The sequence below is a fragment of the Dactylosporangium sp. NPDC050688 genome (assembly GCF_040654515.1).
GTDB lineage: Bacteria > Actinomycetota > Actinomycetes > Mycobacteriales > Micromonosporaceae > Dactylosporangium.
Map to the genome: position 1 here is coordinate 61858 of NZ_JBFAIC010000020.1, position 17542 is coordinate 79399.

Here is a 17542-nt window from a genome sequence, read left to right on the forward strand (position 1 = left end):
CGTGCAGGGGTTCGCTTCGTGCGTGCTGGCGGACCGGGACCGTGGGCCGGCCCGCGCATGTCTGTTGGCGGACCAGGGTCGAGTCCTGCCGGCGCGGGGACCGGTTCTGCCGGGCGGCTGGCGAACGAGGCCGCGCTGTCCACAGTGGCCGTTGCCCGTCCGGCAGGCTGACGGAGTCGGCGGCGTGGCGGGCTGGCGGCGTGGCGGGCCAGCAGCCTGGTGGGGCTGGCAGCCTGACGGGGCCGGCGGCAGTCTGACGGGGCCGGCGGCAGTCTGGCGGGGCTGGCGGCCTGGCGGGACCGGCAGCGTGGCGGGACCGGCAGCGTGGCGGGGCCGGCGGCAGCCTGGTGGGGCTGGCGGGCTGGCGGCCTGGCGGGGCCGGCGGCGTGGTGGGGCACGGCGACCTGGCCCGTCGCATACTGGTGCGATGGATCATGAAGCGCAGCGGCAGGTGATGGTCGACGCGGTCCGTGAGCAGGTCGGCCCCGGCCGGGCGGTCCGGCTCGTGCGGGACCTCGACGCGGACGGGGTGCCGGTCCGGCTCTATCAGGACAGCACCGTGGCGGCTGCGCCGGTGCTGCTCTACGTCCACGGTGGCGGCTGGGTCCTCGGTGACCTCACCACCCATGACGGGCTGTGCCGCCTGCTGGCCGTGGAGACCGGCTGGGCCGTCCTCGCCGTCGACTACCGGCGGGCACCGGAGGCACCGTTTCCGGCCGCGTTCGAGGACATCGACACGGTCATCGGGTGGCTGCGGCTGTCCGCCCACCAGTACGCCCTCGACCCGACCACCGTCGCGGTCGGTGGGGACTCCGCCGGTGGCCTGCTCGCCGCCGTGACGGCCCGGCGGGAACGCGACGCCGGCCGCAGGCTCGTCGCGCAGGTGCTCATCTGCCCGGTGACCAGTCCCGCGATGGACTACCCCGACCTCGGCAACGACGGGCTGTGGCCTGACGAGATGGCCGAGTTCTGGGCCGCGTTCGTCCCACCCGGCGTGGACCGGCACCAGCCCGACCTCGACCCGTTCCTGGCCGACCCGGCGGGCCTGCCCCCTGCGATCGTCGTCACCGCCGAGCTCGACATCCTGCGCGACGAGGCCGAACGCTACGCCGCCCGGCTTGCCGCAGCCGGCGTGCCCGTCATCGCCACCAGGTATCAGGGCACCTTCCACAACTTCCCGCGGAAGCTCGCTTTGACCAAGGACGCGGGCGTCGCCGTCGCGCAGATCGCGGCCGCCCTGCGCGCCCTCACCTGACGCGCTCGCGTCCTGCCGGGTCCCTGACGACGCCGAGGTGGGCGGACCGGCCGGCGAGCCCGGGGTGGTCGGGGTACTGGTTGACGGCGCAGGGGCCGACGGATCGAGCGACGCCGCCGGGGTCGGAGGACTGGTCGGCGGCGCCGAAGTCGGCGAGGTTGCCGGCGCCGAGGTGCCCGCTGCGCGGCCAGCAGGTGGCCGGTCGGTCGCTGCCCGCGCCGGCGCCTCCGCCAGCAGGCGGGCGTTTCGCAGGCGGGTGAGCTTCGCTGCGTGGCGGGCGGCCAGGCCGTGTGCCCGGGCCTCGGCGAACTCCGCCCTGGCCCGTGCCTTCTCCTCGCGCCGCCGGCTCCACGCGGCGGCCTGCGCCGCGAGCCGAGCCGAGCCGTCAACAAAGCCCGGCGAAGTGTCAGAGCCGAATCCCGGTGCTTCCAACGAAAAGTATGGTCGTGGCATGCGCCGCCTCCCCCGATAGGCGCTGCCCCATCATTCTCGAGGCTGCACGCCGCCGCGTCCAGCGCCAGCACGCTCTGCGACCGTTCCGATACCCAAACGTCAGCGGGCCATTCCGGGCGACGGTTTGAGCACTGACGGTTCATGTTGTGCGGATGCGGGCCGCCGCCTGTGCGCAGGTCGCCGCCCGCGGCAGCGTCCGCCCGCGGCAGCGTCAGCTCGCGGCAGCGTCAGCTCGCGGCAGCGTCAGCTCGCGGCAGCGTCAGCTCGCGGCAGCGTCAGCTCGCGGCAGCGTCAGCTCGCGGCAGCGTCCGCTCGCGGCAGCTGCCCGGAAAGACTCAGTACGTGCGGTACCGGCACCACGAGCGGGCGGCGCGGGTGTTGAGCAGGAGCAGGAAGAGCACGGGGAACGCGGCGCCGGCGATGGTGGACGGGGTCAGCGGGGAGGTGCTGTACGCCTGCCACGCCACCGACGCGAGGCTCAGGACGTTGAGCAGGATCAGCACGACGCGGGCCCAGTTGCGGCCGCGCTGGACCTTGCGGCCCAGGATGATCGCGGTGAGGCCGACGGTGGCGAAGACGGCGACCACGACCCCGATGATCGAGGTGGCGGTGGTCGATCGGGCACCGAGCTGGCCACCCCACTGGGCCATGACGTCCGACGCCGCGACGGCGAAGAGGGCGGCGACGCCGAGCATCGCCAGGCCGCCGAGGTACTGGAAGACGGCGACCACGTGCAGGGAGACCGGGGCGGTGGTGCGGGTCGCGTACACCGGCTGCGGAGGATATGCGTAAGCCATGCCGACAGCGTGGCCCGGCGACGGCCGCCGCGACTCGCACGTTCATGCCAACCGGGGAAGGCCCGCCGGAAGAGGCCCGCCGGAAGAGGCCAACCGGGAAAGGCCAACCGGGAAAGGCCAACCGGGAAAAGGCCGTCAGCCCCCGAGCGGCACCACCGGCAGCACGAACCCGTCCGACGCGCGCACCACCGTCCGCGTGCCGATCGGCGCCGACAGCGTCAGGTCGACCCACGCCCGGCCGTTGCTCGCCCCGAGGCCCGCGCAGCCGCCGTCGCCCCGGGGAGGCCGGTCGACGACGTCGTCGACGCGGACCTCGGTCGGGGTCTCGGTCGCCGTGACCGTGAGCTGGCCGGAGCACCAGCCGTCGCCGGCCCACCCGATGCCGATCATGATGACGAGCGGGTCGCCGCCCTCGCCCAGCAGGCGCATCGCCACCGGGCGGTGGCGCAGCTGCGCGGGGCCGGGGTCGCCGCAGTACGCGACGACCGCCAGCAACCCGGCGCACGCGGCCACGAACGCGATCGACCGACGCACAGCGCCGATGCTACGTCCAGCGCCGCCAGAAGCCGCCGCCAGAAGCCGCCGCCAGAAGCCGCCGCCAGAAGCCGCCGCCAGAAGCCGCCGCCAGAAGCCGCCGCCGAAGCGCTCAGCAGGGCGGAGTCGCGCGGTACAGGTGCACCGACACCGTGGCCAGCCACGCCCAGATCACCAGGACCGCCGCGACGAACCCGAGCGTGAGCGCGGGCGCGGTGTTGCCCGACGCGATCCCCACGAACCCCGCCAGGAAGAGGATGCCGGAGGTGTACGAGTACCACGCCGCCCCCCGGCGCCCGTCCCGCGCGAAGCGACGCCCCATGACCATGCACGCGGCGATGACGCACAGGAAGCCGATGCCGCCCGCCACGAAGTGCCCGATGCCGTGCCAGCTGACAGTGCCCGGGCCGGCGGGGGTACCGGTGGGGAAGCCCAGCCCAGGGTCGGCGCGCAACGCGCCCGCGGCGATCAGGCTGGCGCCGTAGACCCCGACGAGCCGCGCGACCCAGGGCGTGCCCGGCAGCGCCCGGTGCAGGCCGGTCGCGGCGGCGAGGACCATGAGCCCGGTCAGCACGAAGTTGGTGATCTGGATCCAGCCGAGATCGCCGTTGGACAGCAGGCTCCACGCGTGCCGGGTCAGGTCGAAACCGTCCCGGGTGAGGGCCTGGGCGAGGCTGACGGTCACGTAGAACGGGCCGGCGAGGACGCCGTAGCCGAGCAGGGAACGGGTGACCTGGTTGGGAAGCACGATACTGGGTTCCTTCCGCGAAGAGCGAGGATGGGCCTTCACCGGTGCCTCGAACGGGCCGGCGGCGATCCGACATCACCGCCAGAATTTTTTTTGGAGCGACGTTTGGGCGCGATCGGCTACTCACTGCCCGTCACCGGCGACGGCGACGTCCCCGCCCCGCGGGCCGAGGTCTGGCAGGAGGCGCTCGGCCGACGCGTGGCTGCACTGGCTGCACCTCACCGCCGCCGTCGAGTGGGACCGGATCCTGCGCCTCGCCGGCGACCACGGCGTCACGATCACCGCCCCGCGACCGGCGTGGGACGGCCGTCGGGAGCGGTTCGTGGTGCTGCGCGGGCAGCTGTGGAGCGCCGACCCGGCCGCCCTGACCGGCGACGATCGCGAGCTGCCGCTGGAAGAGCTGAAAAGCCAGGAGCGCCACCTGTACGACCAGAGCCGCCGCGCCTGTATGTGCGGCGTGTGCGACCTGCTCCGCCCCGACGGCGCCGCGCTGCGGCGCCTGCTGGACGACCTGCGGCGCGGCCGGTCCGGCGCGGCCTGGTACCTGGCCCGCACGCAGGCCCCGTCGGCCGAGGTGCTGACGCTGCGGCAGTAACGGCTAGGTGCTGCGGCGGCCGGTGAGCGCGGCGAAGCAGGCCCGCACCTCGGCGACGAACAGCTCCGGCTGCTCGAACGCGGCGAAGTGCCCGCCCCGCTCCGGCTCGCTCCAGTACCGGATGTCGGTGAACCGGCGCTGTGCCCACCGGCGCGACGGCCGCGGGATCTCCTTCGGGAACACGGAGGCGCCCACGGGGACGGTGACGAGGTCGGTGGCCCCGCCGGTGAAGCGCCGCTGCACGTCCTTGAAGCTCTCCCAGTACAGCCGGGCCGAGGACGCGCCGGTGCCGGGCAGCCAGTACAGCATCAGGTTGTCCAGCAGGTCGTCGCGGGTGAACGTGCGGTGCTCCCAGTCGGTCCACGCCCGGAACTTCTCCACGATCCAGGCGCACAGCGCGGCGGGGGAGTCGACCAGGCCGTACCCGATCGTCTGCGGCCGGGTCGACTGCTCCAGCGAGTAGCCGTCCTCCACGGCGGCGGCCCGCTCGAGGTCCGCGAGGCTGCGCCGTTCCGCCTCGGTCAGGTCGTGCAGCGTCGACGGGTCGGGCGCGGCGAGCGGCGGTACCAGATGCAGCCCGACGACCTGGGCCGGCGACTGCTGCGCGATGGCGGTGCTGACGCTGGTGCCCCAGTCGTGGCCCTGCGCGGCGAACCGGTCGTAGCCGAGACCCGCCATCAGCTCGACCCAGGCGCGCGCGATGCGTTCCACGCCCCAGCCGGGGGCGGACGGCTTGTCGCTGAAGCCGTACCCGGGCAACGACGGGCACACCACGTGGAACGCGGGGCCGGCCGTAGGGTCGGTCAGCGGCCCGGCCACTTTCAGGAACTCCACCATCGACCCGGGCCAGCCGTGCGTCATCACCAGCGGCAGAGCGTCGGGGTCGGGCGAGCGGACGTGCAGGTGATGGATCCACACCCCGTCGACCAGCGTGCGGTACTGCGGCAGCGCGTTGAGCCTGGCCTCGGCGGCGCGCCAGTCGTAGCCGTCGGCCCAGTACGCGCACAGCTCCCGCACGTAGTCCAGCGGCACGCCCTGCGACCAGTCCGGCACCGTCTCCGGCTCCGGCCAGCGGGTGGCGTGCAGGCGCCGGCGCAGGTCGTCGAGGACCTCGCCGGCGACGTCGACCCGGAACGGCACGGTGCGCGTCATGCCCGTCATCCTCGCGCGCCCGGCCGCGGGCCGCAGCGCTCGCGGTCAGGCGAGGTCGAACAGGTGCCCGGCCGCGGGCCGCAGCGCTCGCGGTCAGGCGAGGTCGAACAGGTGCCCGGCCGGCGAGTAGTTGATCTTCCAGTCGGTGTACACGCCGCACGCGCCGTCGGTCAGGCACCGCATCCCGACCGACACCCAGCGCACGTCGCCGTCGTTGCGCAGCGCGTAGCCGACGGCGATCTCGAACGTCTCCCCGCCGCACGGGCAGCCGGCCTCGTCCCCGTCCTCCTCGTCGGCGACGTCGGCGGAGTCGAGCATCACGAACTCGTCCTCGCACGCCTCGCACCGCCGTGCCGCGTACCCGGCCGCGTCGTCCACCCACAGCCGGAACTCGGTCCCGCCGCAGGCCGCGCAGACCGAGTGTTCGACCCGGCCGACCGGGTAGCCACCGGCCCGGTACTGCCGCAGGTACGCGTCGAGCTCCATGACCCGCAGCGTAGAGCCCGCGACCACAGCGCCGGAATTCCGATGACCGGCACGCGCGACCCGGTCAGCTGACGGCGGCCGCCGTGCCGCAGATGTGGGCCGGCAGCTGCTCCGCAGGCATCGGGCGGCCGAAGTGGTAACCCTGTGCGTAGCGGTACCCGAGCCGCCGCAGCACCTCCGCCTGCGCCTCCGTCTCGACGCCCTCGGCGACCGCCCGCAGCCGCAGCCCGTTGCTGATGCCGATGAGCGCCTCGGCGATCACCGAGTGCTCGCCCTGGTCGGTGATGTTGTCGATGAACGACTTGTCTACCTTCAGCAGGTCCACGGGGCAGGTGCGCAGCAGGCCCAGCGACGAGTGACCGGTGCCGAAGTCGTCCAGGGCGACCTGCACGCCGAGGCGCTTGAGCTGGTGCAGCTCCTCCAGCCCGGACCCGCCGTCGAACACGGCCGTCTCGGTGACCTCCACGGTGAGGTGGTGCGGCTGCAGGCCGGCGCCGTCGAGGGTCGCCTGGAGCTGCGCGGCGAAGCCGGCCTCCCGCAGCTGCCGCGGGGAGACGTTGACGGAGACGTACTGCAGGGCGTCGGCGCCGAGCTCGTCGCGCCACCGGGCGGCCTGCCGGCACACCTCGGTCAGCACCCACTGGCCGACGGGGACGATGAGGCCGGTGCGCTCCGCCGCCGGGATGAACAGGTCCGGCCGGATCATGCCGCGCTGCGGGTGCTGCCACCGGACGAGCGCCTCCACGGCGACCGTGCACCCGTCCGACAGCCGCACGATCGGCTGGTAGTACACCCGCAGCTGCCCGGTGTCCAGGGCGATGCGCAGGTCGGCGGCGGTGCGGGCCTGCTCGGCGCTGTGCTGGTCCATCGACGGCTCGTACGTGACGCGGCGCCCCTTGCCCCGGGCCTTCGCCTCGTACATCGCGACGTCGGCGCGGCGCAGCAACTCGTCGCCGGTGACGTCCTGAGGGCCGCCGGGCGACAGGGCCAGGCCGATGCTGGCCTCGACGACGAGGGCGTGCCCGCCGGCGTCGAGGGGGCGGCGCAGCTCCGCGGTGAGGCCGGCGAGGACCTGCCGGGCCCGCTGCTCGCCGTCGGCACAGAAGACCAGCGCGTACTCGTCGCCGCCGAGCCGGGCGACCAGGCCGTCGGCGGGGCGCAGCTGCGACAGCCGGGTGGCGACCGCGCTGAGCAGGGCGTCGCCGACGGCGTGGCCGAGGTCGTCGTTGATGCCCTTGAAGTCGTCGATGTCGATGAGCGCGACCGCCACCGTGTCCTGCCCGGCGCGCAGCACGTCGTCGGTGTACTGCATGAGCAGCCGCCGGTTCGCCAGGCCCGTCAGCGCGTCATGGGTCGCCTGCCAGGCGAGGGTCTGCTGGTACGCCTCCAGCTCCCGCAGCCGGCTGTCGAGGGCGTCCAGCAGCACGGCGTTGTCGCGCAGCGCGGCGGCCTGCCGCCCGGCGACGAGGAGGACCAGCACCACCGTGCCGAGGGCGACCCCGACCACGTCGTCGCCGTCGTTGGCCGCGTCGACCAGCAGCAGCATCCCGGTGGCGAAGACCGCGAGGTACGGCACCAACGGCCGGCGCCGCCGGCGCACCGCCGCGGGCGGCTCGACCCCGGCCGCGCGCCGCTGCCGGTCCGCCGCCAGGCACAGGATGAAGCAGGTGAGGGGCAGGACCACCGGGGTGCCGTTGAGGTGCGGCCGGTCCGTCAGCAGCGGCGTCAGCGCCCCGCCCGTCGCGCCGCCGCCACCGGACAGCGCCAGTAGGTACAGTGCCCGCCGGTCCAGCGGCCCGGTGCCGGTGAAGGCCACCTTGATGAACGCGAACACGCACACCGACCCGGTCGCGACGAGCGCCAGCACCGCCCATGTCCCGGTGGCGTTGCCGCCCGACCAGCGCTCCCAGTGCCGGAAGATGAAGTGCCAGGCGAAGGTGATCACCGTCACCAGCACGGTCGCGGTGTCCAGGCCGAAGCGCAGCCACTCGCCCCGGCTGCGCTGGGCGCCGGGGATGCGCAGCAGCCCCCACAGCATGATCAGCAGGCCCGCCAGGTACACCACCGCGGTCACCCCGCTGACGTGGTGCGGCGCGACCCGGCCCAGGATCATGTCGACGCCGTTGCTGGCCCCGCCGAGGCCGATGAAGACCATGCCGAGCCCGATGTGCCGCCAGAATCGCCGCGTTGCCGGCGCCAGCCGCGCGGCGGTGCTCGTGGTCCAGCACGCGCGGACCGCCAGCCCCACCGCCGGTGGCGCCGCGACCCAGCTCACCAGCTGCGGCGTCGGCCGGGTCAACCCCACCATGAACCACGCCTCGGCCAGGACGAGCACCACACCGGCAGCCAGCAGCACACCCGTCGGACGCCAGCCAGCAACCCTGTTCACACACGCGGCATCGGCACGCCGGCCCCGGTCATGAACCAAATCTCAGCCGGCACTCAGCCGGTCCACAGATTCGTGACGCACAGTTGAGGTAACGCACCGTACTTGGAGGCACCACATGGGTCTTGTTCTCGGCATCGTGAGTCTGGTGCTGCTGCTGTTGCAGGTGCTGCTGATCGCGCGCGCCGTGCTGGACTGGTCGGTCGTCCTGGCGGGCCCGTCCGTGCAGGGCTCGGTGCGGTCCCGGTTGACCGCCGCGGTCTTCGCCGTGACCGAGCCGATCCTCGCCCCGGTCCGTCGCGCCCTGCCGCCGCTGCGCCTCGGCGGCGTCGGCATCGACCTCGCGTTCATCGTCGTCTTCCTCGCCATCATCCTGCTGCGCGCCGTCATCAGCTGATCTGCGTCACCCGCCCGGGTGGCGCCGCATCGACCGGACCGGTGGACCCGGCCGCCTCCACGGCGGCCGGGTCCTTTGCTGTGCCCGCACTGTCGGATCGATGGCCGTCGTAAATGTCAAGTATTGACAGAACTCACGACAGCGACCAGTCTTCCCTGCAAGGAAGCCTCGCAACCTTCCACCAGATGCGATGAGCACGTCCGGCACGGCGAGCCGGCGGCGGCTCCGGCGAGCGGCGCGCCGGGTCCGGTGCCGGTGATCCCGCACGTCCCCCAACGGCAACCCCACGACACCAGCCGCACGTCACGGCGCGCCCAGCGGTGCTGCCGGCGGGCGCGGCTCGCCGAGTGGCACCCTGATCGGAGCGTTTGTGAGAAGACTGCGGTTCAGCACACTGCTGGTGGCGGTCGCGGCGGCGGTCGCCGGGCTGCCCGCGCCGCCGGCCCACGCCGCCGTGCCGGCGGACCTGACCACGCTGGTCAACCCGATGATCGGCACCCAGAAGGAAGGCAACACGTTCCCGGGCGCCGCCCTGCCGTTCGGGATGGTGCAGGTCAGCCCCGACACCGGGCACGGCACCGGGTACAACTACGACCACGGCAAGGTGTGGGGCTTCTCCAACACCCACCTGTCCGGCGTCGGCTGCCCCGTGCAGGGCGAGGTGCCGCTGATGCCGACGGTCGGGGCGGTCAACTCCGCCGACCCCAACACCTACGGCCAGCCGCTCAACCACGCGCAGGAGCAGGCGACCGCCGGCTACTACCGGCTGGCCACGCCCAACGGGGTCACCACCGAGCTGACCGCGACGCTGCGCAGCGGGTGGCAGCGGTACACCTTCCCGTCGAGCACCCAGGCCAACGTGCTGTTCAACACCGCGCAGGCGCGGGGCAGCGGCACCGGGGCGCAGTCCTCGTCGATCTCGATCGTCGGCAGCGACACCGTCGAAGGGTCGGTGACCACGGCCGGGTTCTGCTCCGACGCGCCCGCGCACACGGTGTACTTCTCGGCGAAGTTCAGCCGGCCGTTCGCGTCGTTCGGCACCTGGTCCGGCACCACGTTCACCGGCGGCAGCCGCGCCTCGAGCGGCACCGGCGCCAAGGGCGGCTGGGTGCGGTTCGACACGTCGTCGGACCGGGTCGTCACGGCCAAGGTCGGGCTGTCCTACACCGGCATCGCCGGCGCCCAGGCCAACCTCGCCGCGGAGACCAGCGCCGCCGGGTTCAACTTCGACACGGTCCGCAACGCCGCCCGCGACACCTGGAACGCCAAGCTGCACAAGGCGGAGGTCGACGGCGGCACCACCGACCGGCAGGTCGCGTTCTACACGTCGCTGTACCACTCGCTGCTGCACCCCAACCTCGCCGGCGACGTCAACGGCCAGTACCGCGGCTTCGACAACGTGGTGCGCACCGCGTCGGGGTACACGCCGTACCAGACCTTCTCGCTGTGGGACACGTACCGGGCGCAGAACCAGCTCGTCGCGCTGCTCGAGCCGCAGGTGGCCCGCGACTACGGGCTGTCGCTGCTCGCGGTGGACCGGGAGCTCGGCTGGCTGCCGAAGTGGTCGCTGGCCAACACCGAGACCAACACCATGACCGGTGACCCCGTCACCCCGTTCCTCGTCGACCTCTGGGCGCGGGGGCTGCTCAACGGGTACGAGTCGCAGGTGTACACGGCGCTGCGCAAGAACGCGACGGGCGTGCCGACGAACGTCAACGGGCGCAACGGCAACCCGTACTACGCGGCGCTGGGCTACGTCCCGACCGGCGTGACGTGCAACCCGGTGCTGCCGATGGACCACGATTGCAAGTTCCCGAGCTCGGCGACCCTGGAGTACGCGGCCGCCGACTCCTCCCTGGCCATCATGGCCCGGGCGCTGGGCAACACGGCCGACGCGACCATGTTCGAGGCCCGCGGCCAGAACTACCGCAACCTGTTCGACCCGTCGATCGGCTTCTTCCGCCCCCGCAACGCCAACGGCGTCTGGGGTACCCCGTACTCGCCGACCGACGGCTCGCACACGTTCCACGAGGCCGGCGCGTACCAGTACCAGTGGCTCGTCCCGCAGGACCCCGACGGCCTGGTCTCCCTGCTGGGCGGCAGGACCGCGGCGAACAACCGCCTCGACCAGTTCTTCGCCTACGCCGACCTGCTCACCGACCCGTCCGGGACCGCGCACAACACGTGGGTCAACGGCGCCTACGACTACTACAGCTTCACCACGTACAACCCGAACAACGAGCCGGACCTGCTCGCCCCGTACACGTACCTGTGGACCGGGCAGCCGTACAAGACCTCGACGGTGCTGCGGGCGGCGTACACCCTCTTCACCAACGGCCCGAACGGCGTCACCGGCAACGACGACCTCGGCACCATGTCGGCCTGGTACGTGTTCTCGTCGCTGGGCCTGTACCCGCTGATGAACGGCGCCAACTTCTACGGCGTCAGCACCCCGCAGTTCCCGTCGGCGAAGGTCACCATCGGCACGTACGGCAGCCAGCAGGGCGGCGTGCTGAACATCACCGCACCGTCGGTCAGCGACAGCAACCGCTACATCGCCACCGCGTCCCTCGGCGGCACCGCGTTCACCCGCACCTGGCTGTCGCAGGCCGACATCGCGCACGGCGGCAACCTCGCCTACACGGTGACCGGCACGCCCGGCACATGGGGCACCGGCGCCGGCGACACCCCGCCGTCGTCGAACCACACCACGCCGCCGGCCCCTTCGGTGAATCTGGCCCAGGGCAGGGCAACCTCCGGGTCGGCCGCGTGCGCGGCCGACGAGTCGCCCGCCAAGGCCGTCAACGGCAGCGTCACCGGCGGCAACCCCGACAAGTTCTGCTCGCCCGCCGCCGGCGCGTTCCTGCAGGTCGACCTCGGCGCCGCGCAGACGGTGAACAAGGTCGTCGTCAAGCACGCCGGCGCCGGCGGCGAGCAGGCGGCCTTCAACACCAGAGCGTTCACCGTCCAGTTGTCCACCGACGGCAGCAGCTGGACGACCCCGGCGACGGTGAGCAACAACGCCGACCCCGTCACCATCCACCAGTTCGCGTCGACGACGGCACGGTACGTGCGCCTCAACGTCACCACCCCGACGCAGACGGCCGACGGCGCGACGCGCGTCTACGAGCTGGAGGCCTACGGCTCGGCCACCGCACCGGTGAACCTGGCGCTGAACCGCCCCGCCACCGGCAGCGCCGCCTGCGCCGCCACCGAGGGCCCTGAGAAGGCGGTCAACGGCAGCACCTCCGGCGGCAACCCCGACAAGTTCTGCTCCGGCGTCGCTGGCGCGTGGCTGCAGGTCGACCTGGGCTCCACCAAGGCGATCAGCCGCTTCGAGGTGGCGCACGCCCAGGCCGGCGGCGAGCCGGCCGACTACAACACGAAGGCGTTCACCATCCAGGTCTCCACCGACGGCAGCACCTGGAGCACGCCGGTCACCGTGACCGGCAACACCGCCGCGAACACGACCCACCCGGTCAGCGGGGTGTCCGGCCGGTACGTGCGGCTGAACGTCACCACCCCGACGCAGACGACCGACACCGCGACCCGCATCTACGAGCTGCGCGTCTTCGGCTGACCCCTCGGCCGGCAACCCCCTGGGGCCGGCGTCACCCGCCACGTGACGATCGAAGTCGCGTCGTGGCCATCCAGGCGACCACGACGCGACTTCGATCAACAGCCAAGATCACAAGTGGGCCGGGCTCTGCCGTGACCCGCGGCCAGGGCTCTAGCGGCGCCGGACGAGGGTGACGCCGAACGCGGCGAGGCCCGCGAACAGGGTGCCCAGGCCGAGCAGGACGAGTGTGCCGGTCGGCCCGCGGTCCTTGCGCCGGCCGGCGTCGGCCATGGCCGGCCGGCCGGCGGTTCCGCGCGGCAGGCCCATCCGGCTGCCGGTCGCCGCGCCGAACGCCTGGGCGCGCGGCTCGCCTGTCGCCGCCTGCCGGGGCGTGTCGCGGGTCTTGTCGAGGCTGCGACCGCGACCTGCCTGCTGGGCCACCCGGACCGAGCCGGCCTTGCTGCCGCTGTCCTGCCGCACGGCGCCGGCCGGTTGCCGCGCGGCGGGGTCGTGCTGCGTGGCGGGCTCTTGCTGCGCGGTGGGGTCGTGCTGCGTGGCGGGCTCTTGCTGCGCGGTGGGGTCGTGCTGCGTGGCGGGCTCTTGCTGCGCGGCGGCGGCCTGGTGCGCGGCGGCGGCGTGCTGCGCGGCGGCGTCGGTGGTGTCGAGCATGCCGTCGTTCACCTCGCCGGCCGTGGCGGGGGCCGAGGCGGCGCTCGGGGCCGAGTCGCCGGCGCCGGGCACCCCGATCGCGCGCACCGTGAACGTGTACGCCCCGCCCTCCGCCAGCGGCTGCACCACGCAGCTGGTGGTGGCGTTCGACGGTGTCCGGCAGGTCCTCGCCGGGTCCTCGACGGCCGTCACCACGAAGTGGTCGACGACCGCGGCCGTACGGACGTCGGCGGTCCACGACACCGCGAGGCCCGTTGGGGCGACGGCGGTGACCGTGACCCCGGCCGGCGCCCCGGGCGGGCCCACGGCGGCGACCCCGCCCGGCGCGGTGGCGACCCCGCCCGGCGCGGTGGCGACCCCGCCCGGCGCGGTGGCGACCCCGCCCGGCACGGCGGTGGCCGCGGGCGGCGCGGCGGGCGGCGCGGCGGTGGCGAGTGGTGCGGCGGCCGCGACCTTCGCCTTCGCCTTCGCCTTCGCCTTGGCTTGGGCCTTGGCCTTGGCCTTCATCTTTGCGGTCGACCTGGCGGTGGATCCCGCGGTGGATCTGGTCTTCGTGGCGGGGTTGGCCTTGCGCTGGGCGGGGGTCCGGCCGGCCTGGCGGTCGTTGGCCTTCCTCGCGCCGTCGAGGGCCGGGATGTCGAAGGTCCGCACCTTCGCGCCGCCGTCCGGACTCGGCCGGGAGTACTGCACCGGTCCCGCGAACGCCGTCCCGCCGGTCGCCCCGACGACGGCGATCCCCACGGCCAGCACGAGACCGGCCCTGACGGCGCGGCGCGCGGATCTGGTGAGCACGGCTATCGACCCCTTTGATACGCATATTTCCGGACAAATGCCTACCAAGAGTAATTTAGCCGCTACGGCGGGTGCGGGGGTGACATTCGCAGGTGACCGTCCGGTGGCCCGATGCAACCGGCCCGGCGTGCCGGGGGTCAGATCAGCATGAGACGCATCGGAGCGACGCTGCTGGCCGTGCTCGTGCTCGCCGGCTGCGGCGGGGACCCCGCCGCCCCGCAGGCCGCCGGGTCACCGGCGGCGGGATCCCCGGCGGCGCCGGTGGCGCCCAGCCCGACCGACCGGCGCTGCGCCGACCCCGAGCTCAACGACAAGCAGGTGGCGTTCCCCGGCACCGGTGGGTTCCTCACCGGCCTGCTGTTCGGCACCGGCCGGACCGTGCTCGTCCTCGCCCCGCAGGCCAGCGCCGACGCCTGCTCCTGGCGGTCCTGGGCCACGCAGGAGGCCGCCGCCGGGTACCGCGTCCTCGCGCTCGACTTCGCCGGTGAGGGCCGCTCGCAGCGCGGCCAGGGCGGGCCGGCGTCCGGCGACGTGCTGTCGGCGGTGGCGTACGCGCGCACCCTCGGCGTCGAGCGCGTCGTGCTGATCGGCGCCTCCCGCGGCGGCACCGCGGTCCTCGTCGCGGCGGCCGCCGCCAGCCCGCCGGTCACCGCCGTGATCAGCCTGTCCGCCCCGGCCACCTACGCGGGCGAGGACGCGGCCGCGGCCGCGCCCCGCCTCGCTGTCCCCGTCCTGTACGTCGCCGCCACCGGCGAGACGGCGTTCGCCGCGGCCGCCCAGACGATGCACGACGCCACCACCGACCAGCGCCGCCGCATCGCGCTCGTGCCCGGCCGCCTGCACGGCACGTCGCTGCTGACGATCACCGACGAGGGCGCCCCGGAGGCGGCCAAGGCGGTGACCGAGTTCCTCACCGCCCACGCCGCCCCCTGACCCACCACGGCCGGCGGGCCGCCGTCCACGCCGGCCCGCCGCGGACGATGTCCCGGCCGGGCGGGGCCGGGCGCCTCATGCGGCCCGGGACACCGCGCCGCGACGCTGACCGGCATGGACAACGTCACCACACAGATCCGCACCAGGCCGCGGCGCGGCTGGGCGCTCACCGGCGCCGCCGGCGGGCTCGCCGGGCTCCTCGGCATCGGCTTCGGCGCGAACCTCACCGCCGACGTCGGCGACGGCATCAAGGACAACGCCCAGCTGGTCGCCGCGATCGTCGCCCACCGCGACCTCGTCTGGGTGTACCAGGTCAGCTGCGTGATCGCGGCGGCCTGCCTGGTCGTGTTCGCGGCCGGCCTGCGGCGGCACCTCGCGGTGCAGGAACCCGCCGGCAGCCTCGTGCCCGCGGTCGCGGCCGCCGGGATCGGGCTCGTCGCCGCGGCCACGCTCATCGGCGGCGGCATCTGCACCGAGCTGTACTGGGCACTCGGCGAACCCGAACGCTGGGACCCCGACACGATCGCGGCGATGATCGAGGTCTACAACACGATCGCCTGGCTGTGGGCGGGCGCCGGGCTCAGCGCCGCCGCGGTCGCCGCCGGCGGGTTCCGGCACGGCTCGGCCGCCCGCTGGCTCGCCGCGGTCAGCGCCGTGCTCGCCCTGCTCGTCGCCGCGACCCAGGCGTTCCCCGCGCAGTACGGCGCGCTGTACCCGGGCGCCGTATGGGTGATCGTCGCCGGGCTCGGGCTCGGCCTGCGCGGGACAATGTCCCGGGACGGCGGGACGCCGTGATCGTTAGGGTCTGAGGCGATGCACCGCGCAGCCTGGGCCACCCTCGCCGCCGCGGGCGTGGCGTTCTGGCTGGCCATCGGCAACGGCGCCCCGCCCGCCGGCGTCAGCCACCTGCTCGCCGTCGCCGCCTGCGCGGTTGCCGGCGGGCTGGTGCTGCGGCAGCGGCCGGCCAACCCCCTCGGCCGGCTGCTGCTGCTCGGCGCGGCGTGCTTCGTGCTGCTCGAGGCGTTCGGCCAGTACGCCATCCGCGGCCTGCCGGGCGCGACCGCGGCGGCCTGGCCGCAGACCTGGCTGTGGGTGCCGGCGAACCTCGCGCTCGCCGCGCTGCCCGCGTTCTTCCCCGACGGCCGGCCCGGCCGGTGGATGAGCAGGGCGCTGTGGGTGGTCACCGGGCTCGGCGCGGTCGCGGCGGTCACCGGCGCGCTGCGCCCCGGCCACAACGACCAGGTCGGCCCGGACGGCCTGGCCAACCCGCTCGGCGTCGCCGCGCTGCACGGCGTCGCGCCGGTGGCCGAGGCCGTGTTCACCGCCGGCGCCGGGCTGCTGTTCGTGGCCGGCGCGGCCGGGGTCGTCGCCGAGGCGGCCACCGCGACCGGGGCCCGGCGCGCGCAGGCGCGCTGGCTGGCGTACTCGATCGGGCTGGTCGCGCTGGTCGTCGTCGGCCGGCTCGGCGCCGGGCTCACCGACCGCGACCCGGACCGGATCTGGCCGTCCGGGAGCCTCTGGTGGGACCTCGCCGGCAGCGTGTCCCTCGCCGGCATCCCCGCCGCGATCGGCGTCGCGGTGCTGCGGCACCGGCTGTTCGACATCGACCTGCTGATCAGCCGCACCGCCGTGTTCGTCGTGCTGACCGGCGGGGTCGGCTGCGCGTACCTCGTCATCGTCGGCTACCTGGGCGCCTCGTCCGTCGTGGCCGCGGTCGCCGCCGCGCTCGTCTTCGGCACGGCCCGCCACCACCTGCAGCGCCGGGTGAACCTGCTCGTGTACGGCGAGCGCGACGACCCGTACACCGTGCTCGCCCGGCTCGGCGAACGGCTCGCGCAGGTCCAGGACCCCCTCGCGGTGCTGGCCACGAGCACCGCCACGGTCCGCGAGGCGCTGCAGCTGTCCTACGTGCGCATCGACACCGACGGCGGCCGCTCCTACGAGATCGGCCACCGGCCCGCGCACCCGGTCGAGCTGCCGCTCGTCGCCGGCGGCGTCACCGTGGGGACGCTGCTGCTCGGGCCGCGGCCCGGCGAGTCCGCGCTCGGCCCCCGCGACCTGCGGCTGCTCACCGACGTCGCCCGGCACATCGGCCCGGCGGTGCAGGCCGGGCGCTTCGCCGCGGACCTGCAGCGCTCCCGTGAGCAGCTGGTGCAGGCCCGCGAGGAGGAGCGCCGCCGGCTGCGCCGCGACCTGCACGACGGGCTCGGCCCCACCCTCGCCGGGCTCACCATGCGCGCCGAGGCCGCCCTGGCGGTGGGCGCCGGCGAGGCCGCGGCGGGCCTGCTGGAGGAGATCGTCCGGGACGCCGAGACCGCCGTCGCCGACGTGCGCCGCCTCGTGGAGGGGCTGCGCCCGCCGGCCCTCGACACGCTCGGCCTGCGCGGCGCGCTGACCGCGCACCTCGCCGGCTGGCCGCCCGGCGGCCCGGCCGTCGGCGTCGACGCGCCCCGGGAGCTGCCGGCGCTGCCCGCCGCGGTGGAGGTGGCCGCGTACATGATCGCGGTCGAGGCCCTCGCCAACGCCCGCCGCCACGCCGGCGCCACCACGGCCCGGTTAGGGTTGCGGCTGGACGGCGGGCACCTGCTGGTGTCGGTCACCGACGACGGCCGCGCCACCACGGCCGCGGCGGGCACATCGGCGGGCGTGGCGGCGGCAGGAGCGGGGGTCGGCATGCACTCGATGCGGGAGCGCGCCGCCGAGCTGGGCGGCACCCTCGACGTGGTGTCGTCGCCTGACGGCACGACCGTGACCGCGCGGCTGCCGGTAGGAGAAGAGGCATGAGC

Annotated in this window: 14 protein-coding genes; 7 read left to right on the plus strand and 7 right to left on the minus strand. The window is 74.4% G+C overall.

Annotation, left to right across the window (positions count from 1 at the left end):
* Positions 1 to 427: 427 nt before the first annotated feature.
* Positions 428 to 1255 (plus strand): alpha/beta hydrolase, encoded by an 828-nt coding sequence (locus AB0H83_RS20800; RefSeq protein WP_360096123.1) that lies wholly within the window; start codon positions 428 to 430, stop codon positions 1253 to 1255.
* A 788-nt stretch (positions 1256 to 2043) separates the two neighbouring features.
* Here AB0H83_RS20800 and AB0H83_RS20805 read toward each other — a convergent pair.
* From AB0H83_RS20805 to AB0H83_RS20815, 3 genes are all read right to left on the minus strand, one after another.
* Positions 2044 to 2505, minus strand: a complete 462-nt coding sequence (locus tag AB0H83_RS20805) for a hypothetical protein (RefSeq protein WP_360096126.1) — start codon at positions 2503 to 2505, stop codon at positions 2044 to 2046.
* A gap of 135 nt (positions 2506 to 2640) precedes the next feature.
* Positions 2641 to 3039: a hypothetical protein gene (locus AB0H83_RS20810; RefSeq protein ID WP_360096129.1), complete on the minus strand. Its 399-nt coding sequence runs from the start codon at positions 3037 to 3039 to the stop codon at positions 2641 to 2643.
* A 112-nt stretch (positions 3040 to 3151) separates the two neighbouring features.
* Positions 3152 to 3787 (minus strand): DUF998 domain-containing protein, encoded by a 636-nt coding sequence (locus AB0H83_RS20815; RefSeq protein ID WP_360096132.1) that lies wholly within the window; start codon positions 3785 to 3787, stop codon positions 3152 to 3154.
* A gap of 322 nt (positions 3788 to 4109) precedes the next feature.
* Here AB0H83_RS20815 and AB0H83_RS20820 point away from each other — a divergent pair, with 322 nt between their 5' ends.
* Positions 4110 to 4382, plus strand: coding sequence for a hypothetical protein (locus AB0H83_RS20820; RefSeq protein ID WP_360096135.1), 273 nt, complete (start codon positions 4110 to 4112; stop codon positions 4380 to 4382).
* A 3-nt stretch (positions 4383 to 4385) separates the two neighbouring features.
* Here the strand turns inward: AB0H83_RS20820 and AB0H83_RS20825 are convergent, their stop codons facing one another.
* The 3 genes from AB0H83_RS20825 to AB0H83_RS20835 all read right to left on the minus strand — a co-directional run bounded on the left by AB0H83_RS20825 (position 4386) and on the right by AB0H83_RS20835 (position 8409).
* Positions 4386 to 5534 carry an epoxide hydrolase family protein gene (locus AB0H83_RS20825; protein ID WP_360096138.1) on the minus strand — a complete coding sequence of 383 codons (1149 nt, stop codon included), beginning with the start codon at positions 5532 to 5534 and terminating at the stop codon, positions 4386 to 4388.
* A 93-nt stretch (positions 5535 to 5627) separates the two neighbouring features.
* Positions 5628 to 6020 carry a hypothetical protein gene (locus tag AB0H83_RS20830; RefSeq protein WP_360096141.1) on the minus strand — a complete coding sequence of 131 codons (393 nt, stop codon included), beginning with the start codon at positions 6018 to 6020 and terminating at the stop codon, positions 5628 to 5630.
* A gap of 64 nt (positions 6021 to 6084) precedes the next feature.
* Positions 6085 to 8409, minus strand: coding sequence for an EAL domain-containing protein (locus AB0H83_RS20835; RefSeq protein WP_360096144.1), 2325 nt, complete (start codon positions 8407 to 8409; stop codon positions 6085 to 6087).
* Positions 8410 to 8524: 115 nt separating this feature from the next.
* Here AB0H83_RS20835 and AB0H83_RS20840 point away from each other — a divergent pair, with 115 nt between their 5' ends.
* Both AB0H83_RS20840 and AB0H83_RS20845 read left to right on the plus strand, forming a co-directional pair.
* Complete coding sequence (locus tag AB0H83_RS20840; RefSeq protein ID WP_360096147.1) at positions 8525 to 8803, plus strand: YggT family protein; 279 nt, start codon at positions 8525 to 8527, stop codon at positions 8801 to 8803.
* Between the two features lie 370 nt (positions 8804 to 9173).
* A complete protein-coding gene (locus AB0H83_RS20845) occupies positions 9174 to 12383 on the plus strand; it encodes a GH92 family glycosyl hydrolase (protein ID WP_360096150.1) in 3210 nt (1069 codons plus the stop codon).
* Positions 12384 to 12533: 150 nt separating this feature from the next.
* Here the strand turns inward: AB0H83_RS20845 and AB0H83_RS20850 are convergent, their stop codons facing one another.
* Positions 12534 to 13823, minus strand: a complete 1290-nt coding sequence (locus tag AB0H83_RS20850; RefSeq protein WP_360096153.1) for a fibronectin type III domain-containing protein — start codon at positions 13821 to 13823, stop codon at positions 12534 to 12536.
* A 147-nt stretch (positions 13824 to 13970) separates the two neighbouring features.
* Between AB0H83_RS20850 and AB0H83_RS20855 the strand changes: the two genes are divergently transcribed.
* The 3 genes from AB0H83_RS20855 to AB0H83_RS20865 all read left to right on the plus strand — a co-directional run bounded on the left by AB0H83_RS20855 (position 13971) and on the right by AB0H83_RS20865 (position 17540).
* Positions 13971 to 14756, plus strand: a complete 786-nt coding sequence (locus AB0H83_RS20855; protein ID WP_360096156.1) for an alpha/beta fold hydrolase — start codon at positions 13971 to 13973, stop codon at positions 14754 to 14756.
* A gap of 114 nt (positions 14757 to 14870) precedes the next feature.
* Positions 14871 to 15551: a hypothetical protein gene (locus AB0H83_RS20860; protein ID WP_360096159.1), complete on the plus strand. Its 681-nt coding sequence runs from the start codon at positions 14871 to 14873 to the stop codon at positions 15549 to 15551.
* Between the two features lie 18 nt (positions 15552 to 15569).
* Positions 15570 to 17540, plus strand: coding sequence for a histidine kinase (locus AB0H83_RS20865; RefSeq protein ID WP_360096162.1), 1971 nt, complete (start codon positions 15570 to 15572; stop codon positions 17538 to 17540).
* Positions 17541 to 17542 lie beyond the last annotated feature (2 nt).